Annotated in this window: 12 protein-coding genes; all 12 read left to right on the forward strand. The window is 64.8% G+C overall.

Annotated elements, in window-relative coordinates; all coding sequences use genetic code 11:
• Positions 1-157 precede the first annotated feature (157 nt).
• The 12 genes from EN804_RS04265 (at position 158) to EN804_RS04320 (ending at position 11,994) form a co-directional block, all read left to right on the forward strand.
• Positions 158-1,462 carry a M23 family metallopeptidase gene (locus EN804_RS04265; RefSeq protein WP_135918709.1) on the forward strand — a complete coding sequence of 435 codons (1,305 nt, stop codon included), beginning with the start codon at positions 158-160 and terminating at the stop codon, positions 1,460-1,462.
• Between the two features lie 243 nt (positions 1,463-1,705).
• Positions 1,706-3,142, forward strand: coding sequence for an FAD-binding oxidoreductase (locus tag EN804_RS04270; RefSeq protein WP_135880168.1), 1,437 nt, complete (start codon positions 1,706-1,708; stop codon positions 3,140-3,142).
• On the forward strand, positions 3,139-3,876 hold the full coding sequence (locus EN804_RS04275) for a FadR/GntR family transcriptional regulator (RefSeq protein ID WP_135880167.1): 738 nt from the start codon (positions 3,139-3,141) through the stop codon (positions 3,874-3,876). Before EN804_RS04270 ends, EN804_RS04275 begins: the two co-directional genes overlap by 4 nt.
• A complete protein-coding gene (locus EN804_RS04280; RefSeq protein WP_135918710.1) occupies positions 3,873-4,316 on the forward strand; it encodes a VOC family protein in 444 nt (147 codons plus the stop codon). Before EN804_RS04275 ends, EN804_RS04280 begins: the two co-directional genes overlap by 4 nt.
• A 66-nt stretch (positions 4,317-4,382) precedes the next feature.
• Complete coding sequence (locus tag EN804_RS04285; RefSeq protein WP_135880165.1) at positions 4,383-5,435, forward strand: ABC transporter substrate-binding protein; 1,053 nt, start codon at positions 4,383-4,385, stop codon at positions 5,433-5,435.
• Positions 5,435-6,208, forward strand: coding sequence for an ABC transporter ATP-binding protein (locus EN804_RS04290; RefSeq protein ID WP_135918711.1), 774 nt, complete (start codon positions 5,435-5,437; stop codon positions 6,206-6,208). Before EN804_RS04285 ends, EN804_RS04290 begins: the two co-directional genes overlap by 1 nt.
• A complete protein-coding gene (locus tag EN804_RS04295; protein WP_135880163.1) occupies positions 6,205-6,960 on the forward strand; it encodes an ABC transporter permease in 756 nt (251 codons plus the stop codon). The genes EN804_RS04290 and EN804_RS04295 overlap by 4 nt, the downstream gene beginning before the upstream one ends.
• Positions 6,961-7,080: 120 nt before the next feature.
• Positions 7,081-8,247, forward strand: a complete 1,167-nt coding sequence (locus EN804_RS04300) for an ROK family transcriptional regulator (protein ID WP_135918712.1) — start codon at positions 7,081-7,083, stop codon at positions 8,245-8,247.
• The gene (locus EN804_RS04305; RefSeq protein WP_135864119.1) at positions 8,244-9,008 is read left to right on the forward strand and encodes an ATP-binding cassette domain-containing protein; all 765 of its coding nucleotides are present in this window, start codon (positions 8,244-8,246) and stop codon (positions 9,006-9,008) included. Before EN804_RS04300 ends, EN804_RS04305 begins: the two co-directional genes overlap by 4 nt.
• A 39-nt stretch (positions 9,009-9,047) precedes the next feature.
• Positions 9,048-10,088 carry a sugar ABC transporter substrate-binding protein gene (locus EN804_RS04310; RefSeq protein ID WP_135864116.1) on the forward strand — a complete coding sequence of 347 codons (1,041 nt, stop codon included), beginning with the start codon at positions 9,048-9,050 and terminating at the stop codon, positions 10,086-10,088.
• A gap of 116 nt (positions 10,089-10,204) precedes the next feature.
• Positions 10,205-11,200, forward strand: coding sequence for an ABC transporter permease (locus EN804_RS04315; protein ID WP_135880162.1), 996 nt, complete (start codon positions 10,205-10,207; stop codon positions 11,198-11,200).
• Positions 11,201-11,223: 23 nt separating this feature from the next.
• Positions 11,224-11,994: an SDR family NAD(P)-dependent oxidoreductase gene (locus tag EN804_RS04320; protein WP_135880161.1), complete on the forward strand. Its 771-nt coding sequence runs from the start codon at positions 11,224-11,226 to the stop codon at positions 11,992-11,994.
• Position 11,995: the final 1 nt, after the last annotated feature.

Here is an 11,995-nt window from a genome sequence, read left to right on the forward strand (position 1 = left end):
GATTCCGCGGCATAGGGTCCGTGTCCTGGAGATTTTCGCGCAACCTCGTGCCCGCGCTGCGTGCATTCGGCGCCGCGCGGCCGATAGGGCAATCCTTTGTTAACCCTAATAATGTGTAATCAAGCTCTCGTGGTGTCGTAAACGAAAGCTTGGTCCCGTGAACGCAACCGGTCAGTCCGCAGTCTTCGGCAGGCGCAAGGAACCACATACGGTCATCATCGCCCGAGGCAACGAGATCAGGCACTTCACGGTCCGCCCCTGGCTGGCGGCATTCATCGGTTCAGCACTCGCCGCCATTGCCATCGGCTACCTCCTGGCCACATCCTATCTCGTGCTGCGCGACGACCTGATCGGCGCCACCACCGCACGCCAGGCGCGGATGCAGCAGGCGTACGAGGACCGCATTTCGGCGCTTCGAGCCCAGGTCGACCGCATCACCAGCAGGCAGCTGCTCGACCAGCAATTGATGGAAACCAAGGTCAGCGAACTGCTTCAGCGCCAGACGCAGCTCAGTCAGCGGCATGGCCGTCTCGGCCCGCTGCTCCAACGCGCCGAAAACGACGCCGGAACGGTACCCGCCGACGATCCAGCCGCGGCCGCCAAGACGGACAAGCGCGCCGAGGTGACCGGCAGCATCAACCAGCCCGCGCAGACCTACGCGGTTGCCAGCCTGGGCGCCGACCTCGGCACCGCCGACACCAGGCCCTTCTCCTTGTGGTCGACCCGCACCGATCCGCTGCCCAGCGATTCAGCGGCAGATCGTGCCGACAAGCTGTTCGTCTCGATCAACCAGTCGCTGAAATCCATCGAGAATGAGCAGCTCAGCCGCATCAGCACGCTCGCGGACAATGCCTACAAAAGCGCGGATGCCATCCAGCAGGCGCTGCAGGCAGGCGGACTGCCGGTCGACAGTGATTTCGGCAAGAACGAAAGCGATGTCGGCGGACCGTTGATCCCGCTCGACTCGTCGATGATCTTCGACAGCAAGGTCAAGGAGCTGGACGAGGCGCTGGACACGCTCGACCAGCTGAAAAAGGAAGCGCGCCGGCTGCCGCTTGCCAATCCCGCCCCCGGCCACTCCGTCACCAGCCCGTTCGGTGTGCGCACCGATCCCCTTCTCGGCACGGCCGCGCTGCATTCGGGCATGGATTTCAGGGCGCCCATCGGCATGGCGGCGCGGGTGACAGCGCCCGGCGTCGTCACCAAGGCCGGCTGGAATGGCGGCTATGGCCGTATGGTCGAGATCGACCATGGCAATGGTTTTGCCACGCGCTACGGACATCTCAGCGAGATCGACGTGACGGTAGGCGAAAAAGTCGACGCCGGCGCCATCATCGGCAAGACCGGCAGCAGCGGACGCTCGACTGGCCCGCATCTGCACTACGAGGTGCGCCACAATGGCGAGGCGATCGATCCGCTGCGTTTCCTGACCGTCGGCAAGAAAGTCGCGCAATATCTGTAGTAGGGGCAACCGCTCGCCTGCCCGGTGAATCGGCGCCGGGTCCGGCGAAGCCACGCCTCCCCTCGCCAGACGCCGTTCCGCACCTCGTCCATCAAACCGGCAATCGCCATCCGTCATCGTAGCGGCTTGGCCGTCACACTTTGCCTGTTGACGATTTGACCGCGTCAACGCGGGTCCGTTGACTCCAATCAAGTTGTAGGATGATATGTATATCCCTACTCTTCAATCTCGCCAGGCATTGGAATGACGGTTCCCGGTATCGCCTCACCAGTTCTCGACGCGCTGCAAAACATAGTCGGCGCGAGGGGCGTGATCGCCGATACGTCCGGCATGGCGGGATATCTGCGTGACTGGTCGGGCGATTATCGCGGCACCGCGCTCGCGGTGCTGAGGCCAGGCACGGTCACCGAAGTCCAGGCGCTGGTGCGGCTTTGCGGCTCGCTCGGGCTCGGCATCATTCCGCAAGGCGGCAACACCGGCCTGGTCGCCGGCGCGATCGACATCAACGCGGGCAGCGCTGTGATCGTCAGCCTCGAGCGGCTGAATGCCATCCGCCTGGTCGACGCCGAGAATTTCATCCTGCAGGCCGATGCCGGCTGCGTGCTGCAGACGATCAAGGACGCCAGCGAGCAGGCAGATTGCCTGTTTCCGCTGGCGCTCGGCGCGCAAGGAAGCTGCCGGATCGGCGGCAATGCCGCGACCAATGCCGGCGGCGTCAACGTGCTGCGCTACGGCATGGCGCGCGACCTGATCCTCGGGCTGGAAGTCGTGCTTGCCGACGGCGAATTGTGGGACGGCTTCTGCGGCCTGCGCAAGAACAATACCGGCTATGATCTGAAGCAGTTGTTCATCGGCGCCGAAGGAACGCTCGGCATCATCACCGGCGTCGAGGTCAAGCTGTTCCCGAAACCGGCGCGCGTCGAAACCGCCTATCTCGGCCTTGCCTCGTTCGAAGCCGCGGTCGCGCTGTTTGGCCAGGCGCGGCGCGACTGTTCGGACCTGGTCTCGGCCTTCGAGATCATCGGCGACGAATGCATCGAGCTGGCGCGCCTGATCGACCCCGAGACGGTTGCGCCGGTGGCGGCGCCGGTCCAGGTACTGATCGAACTCTCTTCCAGCGCGCTGGTCGATCTCAACGCCGTCCTGGTTGGCTTCCTCGCCGGCGCGATGGAAAAAGGTCTCGTCAGCGATGCGGTTCTCGCCACCAGCGGCGCGCAGGCGAAGGGCTTCTGGGCGATCCGCGAGGGGCTGGTCGAAGGCCAGGCGAAACGTGGCTACCACGTACGTACCGACCTTTCGGTGCGCATCTCGGACATTCCCGCGCTGATCGAACGCGCCCGGCGCTTTGTCGCGGCGGAGCATCCCGGCTGGACCCCGCTCGCCTATGGCCATGCCGGCGACGGCAATATCCATTTCAACGTGCTGCCGCCACTCGATCTCCCCGATGCAAGGGCCCGCGCCCGGGGCGCCGGCATCACGGCAGGCCTCTACGACATCGCCGTCCGCCTCGGCGGCTCGATCAGCGCCGAACACGGCATCGGCCGCAGCCGCGGCCGGGAATTCTGGAGCGGCCTGTCGCCCGTCCATCGGCGGCTGGTGGCGACCCTGAAGGATGCCTTCGATCCGACGGGGCTGATGAATCCCGGCTGCCTGCTGCGTTCGACGGAGATGCACTCATGAAGCAAAGACTGGCCGCTATCGGCACCGTGGAGACGCTGCCGCACCGGGTTGCCGCGTTCATGAGCCGGGAGATCGAATCCGGCGAGCTCAATCCCGGCGCGCGGCTGCCGACGGAACAGGAGCTGTCGGCAAAATTCGGCGTCAGCCGCAACGTGGTGCGCGAAGCGATCGCCCAGCTCCGGGCCGATGGCATGATCGAGGCGCGGCAAGGCATCGGCGCTTTCGTGCTGGCGCCCGAGCAGCGGGCCTCGATCCGCATCGACCGCGAGGCGCTGAAAGACACGAACAATATGGAGCGGCTGTTCGAGCTGCGCTGCATTTTGGAAGCCGAATCGGCCGCACTTGCCGCCGCACGGCGCGGCCAGGAGCATCTCGACGCGATCAAGGCGGCACTCGACCGCATGGGCGGCGAAGAGCGCTGGGAAGACGGCAGCATCGACGCCGACCTGCTCTTCCATCGCGAGATCGCGCGGGCGACCGGCAACAGCTACATCCACACCTTCATTTCCTTCGTCTGCGAGCAGATCCGCCAGTCGATCCACTATGCCCGCCTGACCAACCCGCTGCATGACCTGGTCGAGGTCAATGTCGGCGAGCATGTGCGCATATACGAAGCGCTGGTCGCCGGCGACGCGGCAGCGGCGGAAGCGGCGATGCGCGCCCACATCATCGGCGCCGCCAACCGGGTCGGCGTCAGGCTGGCGCGCGGCGAACGCACCGACGGAGGACGATGACCATGCCGATCGCCAGCCTGAGCCGCATTTCCGACGTCTGCCTGCTGGTCGCCGACATCGAGCGGACCGTCGAATTCTATGTCGAGAAGCTTGGCTTCCGCCTGCGCCGCCGCGCCGAGGGCTTTGCCGATTTCCATGGCCAGGGCGTCACCCTGGCCGTCTGGGAACTCGACCACATCAACCGGCATACGGGCGTGTCGAATCTGAAATCGCCGCGCCATGCGCACAAGGTCTGCGTCGCCGTGCTGCTCGACAGCCCCGGCGAGATCGACCAGCTGCACGCGGAACTCAGCGCCAGAGGCGTGCCCTTCTATGGACCGCCCGAAAACTACGTCTGGAACGCGCGCTGCGCCTATTTCACCGACCCGGACGACACGCTCTGGGAACTCTACGCCTGGCTCGACGGCGGCCCTGGCGACTACCACGACGAACAGCCGTAGACGCCGCCGCCGCGCCGTGGGAGCGGCGCGCGAAAAGAAACAAGAAGTCTGCAACAGGAGCGAAAAATGAGTGGGAACCAGGATTTCAGTCTTAACCGCCGCACCTTCGTCAAAGGCGGCCTCGCCGCCGTCGCCGCGGCATCGGCGGGGGTACAGCTCGTGCTGACCCCGGGCGCGAAAGCCGCCGGCAAGGTCGTCATCCAGTATGACTGGCTGATATCCAACGGCCAGATCGGCGACATCGCCGCCGTCGCCAATGGCTATTTCAAGGACGCCGGACTGGAGGTGGAATTCAGCCCGGGCGGTCCCAACGCGTCGACCGTGCCGCCGGTGATCTCGGGCGCGGCACAACTCGGACAGTTTTCGGAGACGCCGCAACTCTACGCGGCGCGCGCCAGCGGCGTGCCGGTCAAGATCATCGCCTGCGGCTTCCGCACCGGGCCCTATGCGCTGACCTCCAAGGCCACCAATCCGATCAAGGGCGTGGCCGACCTCAAGGGCAAGAAGATCGGCATCCAGCCGACAGCGCGCTTCGTCATGGACGAAATCCTGTCGAAGAACGGCATCGATCCGTCCGAGGTGACGATCGTCAATGTCGGCTTCGACAAGGGACCGCTGGTGCGCGGCGATGTCGATGCCATCGGCGGCTGGATCACCAACACCCAGGCGCTGAGCGTCGTCGGCGACGACCGCACCGACCTTCTGGTGCGCGACCTCGGCCTCGCCTCCTACGCCGATGTCTATTTCGCCACCGACGCGGCGATCGAAAAGGATCCCGAGACGCTGGCGAAGTTCATCGGCGCCGTCGCCAAGGGCTGGGGCTGGGTGCACGCCAACCCGCAGGAAGCAGTGAAGAAGATGGTCGCCGCCTACCCCGAAATGGACCTCGGCTGGGAAGAAAAGACCGTCAATCTGGTGCTGAAGCTGTCCTTCGACGGCGCAACCGCCAAGGACGGCTGGGGCACCTTCGATCCCGCCTCGATCGAGGAGCAGCTGGCGCTGCTCGACAAGGTCGGCCAGTATCCGAACGGGCGCCCGAAGGCGGCCGACGTCTACACCACCAAGATTCTCGAACTTTCGGCCGCCGACCGGCCGAAGCTCGACGCGCCCGCCGCCTGATGGCGAACGCGATCGAAGCCACCAGGCTCGATGTCGGCTATGGCGGCCGGCAAGTGGCCGTCAAGGTGCTTTCCGGCCTCGACCTCACGGTCGAGACCGGCTCCTTCCTGTCTATCCTTGGACCGTCCGGATGCGGCAAGTCGACCTTGCTGCGCGTGGTCGCCGACCTGCTCGATCCGCTTGGCGGCACGATCAATGTTCTGGGCGATACGCCGCACGCGGTGCGTTCGCGCCGCGACGTCGGCTTCGTCTTCCAGGATTCGACGCTGCTGCCCTGGCGCACCGTGCGCGACAATGTGCGGCTGCCGCTCGGCATCGGGCAAGGCAGCCTGACGCGCAAGATCGAGGATCGCGGCGATGAATTGCTGGAGTTGATGGGGCTTGGCGGATTCGGCGGGCGGCTGCCGCACCAGCTTTCCGGCGGCCAGCGCCAGCGGGTGGCGATCGCCAGGGCGCTGCTCGGGCAGCCGAAACTGCTGCTGATGGACGAGCCGTTCGGGGCGCTCGACGAGATCACCCGCGACCGGCTCAATGACGAGCTTCTCAACCTCTGGCGGCGCACCGGCACGACGATCCTGTTCGTCACCCATTCGATCGCCGAAGCCGCCTATCTCGGCGAGCGTGTGATCGTTCTCGCCGCCAATCCCGGGCGGCTGGTCAAGGACCTCGACATGCGGCCGCTCAAACAGGACGGCAACCGCTGCACGCGCGAAGATCCGGGCATCGTCGCCGCCATGGCCGAACTGCGCACCGCGCTGGAGCGTGCATCGTGAGGCCGGCGCCGCTCTCTCCGCGATTGTCCGTCGCTTTGCCCGTTCTGGGTGCCGCTTCGATCCTGCTCACCTGGCAGTTCCTGCTGCCCTTGCTCGGTGTGCCGGCCTACATCGTGCCGACACCGACGGCCATAGCAGGCGTCTTCCAGAAGAACCTCGCGCTGTTGCTCGACAATCTGCGCCCCACTCTCATCGAGGCCCTGGCCGGCTTCGTCATCGGCAACCTTGCCGGCGTGCTGCTCGCCATCCTGTTCGTGCACAACCGCATCCTGCAGGCGGCCTATTTCCCGGTCGTGCTGTTCTTCAACACCATTCCCATCCTGGCACTGGCGCCGATCATCGTGCTGATTTTCGGGCTCGGCATGACGCCGAAGATCGTCATAGCGGCGGTGATCTGCTTCTTCCCGACGCTGGTAAACATGATCCGCGGACTGGATGGCGCCAGCGACAACGAGCACGAACTGTTCCGGGTGCTGTCGGCGACGCGGTGGGAAGTTTTCTGGAGCCTGCGCCTGCCGCGCGCGCTGCCGATGCTTTTCTCCTCGCTCAGGATAGCCTCGGCCACCGCGGTCATCGGCGCCATCGTCGGCGAATGGATCGGTTCGGACAAGGGGCTCGGCGCGCTGATCATCCAGGCGTCCTTCAATTATCAGTCGGACCGGCTTTACGCCGCCATCGTCTTGTCCTCGTCACTGTCGATCGCACTGTTCTGCGCCGTGGTGTTGGTCGAGCGCAGGATCATCAAATACTGATCCACTGAAGGCGAGACGCCACAGGATCGGCTCCGCCATCCGCATTCCGGATTATTTTTGAATTCCATTTGACTGAATAAATATTTGATGCGAACCTTACGTCACGTGAGGGCGCAAGGCATGGCATTGCGGGGGACCAATCAGGAGTTCGGGCGGCCGTACAACCGGCGCATCGTGCTGGAGTCCATCCGCCGTCATGGCCCGATCGCACGTAGCGACATCGCCAGGCATGTCGGGCTCACCGTCCAGACCGTGTCGACCATCGTTCGCGAACTGGAGGAACAGGGCTACATCCTTTCCGTACGCGAAGAGCCGAAGGGCCGTGGCCTGCCACCCGCGACGCTGCGCATCAACCCGGAAGGCGGCTATGCCGTCGGCATCCACCTGACGCCGCTTGGAATAGACGCCGCACTGATCAATCTCAGCGGCGACGTTATCGAGAGTTCACGCCGCGAAGCCCCCAACGCGGCGCCTGATCATGCGTTCGACCAGATTGGCGCCATGGTTCGCGACCTGACGGGCAAGCGGCCCGGCGGCCGCGTCATCGGCATCGGCATGGCGCTTCCCGGTCCGTTCGACGTGGACTCCATGAGCTTTGTCGGCCCGACCACGATGACCGGGTGGAAGCACGTGGCGCTGCGTGAACGGCTGACGGCCGCGACGGGATTGCCGGCGTTCTTCGAGAGCGACATGGCCGCCGCCGCGATGGGCGAGAGGCTTTATGGCATCGGAGCCCGCCATTCCGATTATTACTATCTCTATTTCGGCGTTGGGCTCGGCGGCGCCATGATGCATGACGGCAGCGTTCTGCGCGGCGCTTGGGGCAATGCGGGCGAGATCGGCCACATTCCCGTGGTCCCTGATGGCGAGCTTTGCCCCTGCGGCAACCGCGGCTGCCTCGAGCGATACCTCTCGCTCGAAGCGCGGGGCCGCCGGGCCGGCGGCGACGCCGATTGGGTGGCGCAGGTCGGCCCGATCTTCCGCAATGCCATCGCCATCATCGAGAACCTTTTCGACCCAGAGACGGTCGTGCTCGGCGGCCTGGCGGCGTCGGAGTTGCTCGAACGCCTGGCGGACGCGGCCGAACCGCTGCACAATTCGGTTTCGGCTCGCGCTGATCGCAAGACGCCGCGTGTCATCGTCGCCAGCGGCGGCCAGCATGCCGTGCTGCGCGGCGCGGCGGCACTCGCCGTCTCAGGGGTGTTGTCGCCACGCTTCGGCCAGATGTTCGCCGCCGAACGCGGGCGCGGCCGCGACATCCTTTCGGCCAGGGAGATTGCTGCATGAGCGAACCCCTGCTGGTGCTCGACAACGTGACCAAGAACTATGGCGCGATCGAAGCGCTGAAGGGGATCAGCTTTTCCATCGGCAAGGGCGAGGTGGTGGCGCTGCTCGGCGACAACGGCGCCGGCAAGTCGACGTTGGTCAAGATCATTGCGGGCGGTCTCGAACCGACATCCGGCCGCATGCTGTTCGAGGGCAAGGAGTTCCTGGCCCGTTCGCCGGCGGAAGCCAAGGCGGCCGGCATCGAGACCGTCTACCAGGACCTGTCGCTCTGCACCAATGTCGACGTGGTGGCCAATTTCTTCATGGGCCGCGAGATCACGAGGAAGGTGCTCGGCATTCCCGTGCTCGACGAACGCGCCATGGAGGCTGTCGTCGGCAAGGCGCTGGCCAGCGCCGGTACCCGCATTCCTTCACTGCGCACCAATGTCGAGCACCTCTCGGGCGGCCAGCGCCAGGCCATCGAGCTCAACCGCTTCGTCCACTGGGGCGGCAAACTCGTGCTGCTCGACGAACCGTTCGCCGCACTTGGCGTCGAACAGACGCGGCGCGGTCTCGACATGATCCGCCAAGTGGCGAGCCAGGGTATCGGCGTCGTCATCATAACCCACATCATGCAGCAGGCTTTTCAGGTCGCCGACCGGATCGTGGTGATCCGGCAAGGCGTCGTGGCGGGCGATGTCGCACGCAACAAGACAAGTCCCGATGCGGTGATCAACATGATCACCGGGGAGACGCTTGCCGGTGCCGGACCGGCGGGCTGAGGGACAAAGAGGGGTCCGGCTTAACAGGGAGCCAACGACATGAAGCGAATACTTCTTGCTGTCTTCGGTATCCTGGCACTGGCCTTTGCCACGCTCACGCCGGCATTCGCCCAGTCCAAGGGTATTGTCTACTACTTGGTGCCGACATTGCTCGACGAGTTCCAAACCGGATCGGTGAGCGCGCTGGAGCTGTTCCTGAAACAGACCGGCTACGAGATGAAGACGCTGAACGCCGACAACAAGACCGACGCGCAGCAATCGCAGATGAACGACGTGATCGCGCTGAAGCCGGCGGCGATCATCCTGGCCGCCGTCGATTTCAATGCGCTGAAACCATCGATCGAGGCCGCCCGCGCCGCCGGCATTCCGGTGGTCGAATTCGATCGCCAGATCACGTCGACACCGTCCGATTTCACGTCGGTCGCGGGTACCGTCGAGATCGGCTATGTCGCCGCCGATCAGGCCGAAAAGCTTCTGAAAGCCAAGAACGGCTCGGTGAAGGGCAAGGTCCTTCAGGTGCTTGGCGACCCCGGCGATCCTTACACGCTCGACATCCAGAAGGGTTTTGAAGAGAAGATGAAGGCGTTCCCGGACGTCAAGATCATCTCGCTGCCGGCCATGCAATGGGAGGCCAGCAATGCCGGCACCATCGTTGCCGACCAGATGCTGGCCAATCCCGACATCGACCTGATCTTCAGCCATGCCGCGCACCTGTCGGTCGCCGCCGTCGCTTCGCTAGAGGCCGCCGGCAAGAAGCCGGGCGACGTGATGCTGATGAGCTCGAACGGCGCGCCGGTCGGCCTCGACCTGATCCGCAAGGGCTGGCTCAATGTCGAAGTAGAGCAGCCGCTTTACGCACAGGCCGCGGCCGTCGCCATGTTCATGGACAAGGTCGCGAAGAAGCAAGAGATCAAGCCCGGCGAATACGACGTGCTTGGCCTGAAATCGACCGTCACCAAGGAAGCGTGGGGCCCGAACATCAAGATTCCGGGTGCCGCCATCACCAAGGAGAACGTCGACAACCCGGCCTTCTGGGGCAACCAGAAGCCGCCGACCGATACGGTCAAGTCGGTCGAATAGGCATGTCGCCTGAACGCTCCGGGCCATACCTGGCCCGGAGCCCATCCCTGCCCGCATGAAACGAGACGCAGACAATTCGCTGCGGCCTTGATTGCGCACGCCAACCGGATCGACACATGAACCCTCGCACGCGTCACGCCCTGGAGTTCGTCCTCGACAACCTCGTCTGGTTCATGCTGCTCCTTGTCCTGGTCGTCTTCTCGCTGTTCATCCCGAACTATTTCCAACTCGGCATCTTCGCCAACATCATCGAGGCGTCGAGCGTGCTCGGCGTCATGTCGATCGGCCTGGCGCTGGTCATCATTGCCGGCCACATGGACCTGTCGGTCGAATCCGTCGCCGCACTCAGCGCCATGGCGGTGGGCATCCTGTTTTGCTCCTCGGGCATCGGCCTCGGTGTTCAATTGCACCCGGAATGGCTGATGGTTCCGGTCTCGCTGCTGCTGGCGCTGGTCGTCGGCGGCCTCATCGGCGCCTTCAACGGCTATCTTGTGGTCAAGGTCAAGATGAGCGCCTTCATCATCACGCTCGCCTCCTACATCTGGGTACGCGGCCTCGTGCTGGTCATTTCGGGCGGCCGCTCGGCACAGGATCTGGCACCCGCCATCCGGTGGTTCGGCATCCAGCGCCTGATCGGCCTGCCGCTTACCGCCTGGATCGCGGTGGCCTGTTTCGTGGTCTTCTCGCTGATCATGGCCAAGACGCCGTTCGGCAGGCACCTGGTGATGATCGGCGGCAATGAAACCGCGACCTTCCGCGCCGGCATCCGGGTGAACCGCAACCTGATCATCGCCTTCGTGCTCGCCGGCGCCATCGCAGGGCTCGCCGGCTGGCTGCTGGCGATCCGCACCTCCGGCGCCACCGCCAATCTTGGCGTCGGCCTGCTGTTCAATGCCTTTGCAGCCGTGGTTATCGGCGGCGTCAGCCTGAAGGGCGGCGTCGGCACCTTGCCGGGCGTCTATGCCGGCGTGCTCCTGCTCTCGGCCATCAACACGGCGATCAACCTGATGGGCCTGCCCGCCAATTTCACCCAGGTCATCCACGGCCTGCTGGTTCTGGCCGCGGTGCTGCTCGACGCATTCAAGCAAACCATTCGCCAAAGACTGGCGTGAGAGGGCGTGAGGCGAGGATTGGCATGACAGGACGACTGAAAGACAAGGTAGCGCTGATCATCGGCGCCGCGCGCGGCATCGGCAAGGGCATCGCGCTGCGCTTTGCGGAAGAAGGCGCACGGCTCGTGCTGGCCGACAGCGAGGCGGAGGCGGGGCAAGCAAGTGCGGATGAACTGGGCGTCCCCTTCATCCGCACCGACATCTCGCAAATGAGCGACGCCGAGGCCGCGGTGGCACTTTCGCTGAAACAGCACGGCCGCCTCGACATCATCGTGCAGAATGCCGGCATCTATCCCTGGCAGTTGATCGAAAACACCAGCGCCGACGACTGGGACCGCGTCATGGCCGTCAACCTGCGCGGCACTTTCAATGCCAGCCGCGCCGCCCTCGTGCCGATGAAGGCGCAGCGCTCTGGCCGCATGCTCTACACCTCATCGATCACCGGCCCCCACGTCACCAGCCCTGGCCACGGCCATTATTCGGCGACGAAAGCAGGCATTAACGGCTTCATTCGCGCGGCGGCGCTTGAATTCTCCGGCTACGGCATCACCGTCAACGGCGTCGAACCCGGCAATATCCTCACCGAAGCCATCCAACAGCATCGCGGCGCCGCCTATATCAAGAACATGGAGGATTCGATCCCGCTCGGCCGGCTCGGCAGCCCGCGCGATGTGGCCAACGCCTTCCTGTTCCTGGCCTCGGACGACGCCAGCTACATCACCGGCACCACCATTGTCGTCGACGGCGGGCAATTGCTGCCCGAGGGCAAGGATTTCCGGATGGTGCCGCCGTGAG

The organism is Mesorhizobium sp. M8A.F.Ca.ET.161.01.1.1 (assembly GCF_004792105.1).
GTDB lineage: Bacteria > Pseudomonadota > Alphaproteobacteria > Rhizobiales > Rhizobiaceae > Mesorhizobium.

Bases quoted from the DNA above. Each gene is read 5' to 3' on its own strand.
- EN804_RS04270 (WP_135880168.1), top strand. From the start codon at position 1,706: ATGACGGTTCCCGGTATCGCCTCACCAGTTCTCGACGCGCTGCAAAAC.
- EN804_RS04275 (WP_135880167.1), top strand. From the start codon at position 3,139: ATGAAGCAAAGACTGGCCGCTATCGGCACCGTGGAGACGCTGCCGCAC.
- EN804_RS04280 (WP_135918710.1), top strand. From the start codon at position 3,873: ATGACCATGCCGATCGCCAGCCTGAGCCGCATTTCCGACGTCTGCCTG.
- EN804_RS04285 (WP_135880165.1), top strand. From the start codon at position 4,383: ATGAGTGGGAACCAGGATTTCAGTCTTAACCGCCGCACCTTCGTCAAA.
- EN804_RS04290 (WP_135918711.1), top strand. From the start codon at position 5,435: ATGGCGAACGCGATCGAAGCCACCAGGCTCGATGTCGGCTATGGCGGC.
- EN804_RS04300 (WP_135918712.1), top strand. From the start codon at position 7,081: ATGGCATTGCGGGGGACCAATCAGGAGTTCGGGCGGCCGTACAACCGG.
- EN804_RS04305 (WP_135864119.1), top strand. From the start codon at position 8,244: ATGAGCGAACCCCTGCTGGTGCTCGACAACGTGACCAAGAACTATGGC.
- EN804_RS04310 (WP_135864116.1), top strand. From the start codon at position 9,048: ATGAAGCGAATACTTCTTGCTGTCTTCGGTATCCTGGCACTGGCCTTT.
- EN804_RS04315 (WP_135880162.1), top strand. From the start codon at position 10,205: ATGAACCCTCGCACGCGTCACGCCCTGGAGTTCGTCCTCGACAACCTC.
- EN804_RS04320 (WP_135880161.1), top strand. From the start codon at position 11,224: ATGACAGGACGACTGAAAGACAAGGTAGCGCTGATCATCGGCGCCGCG.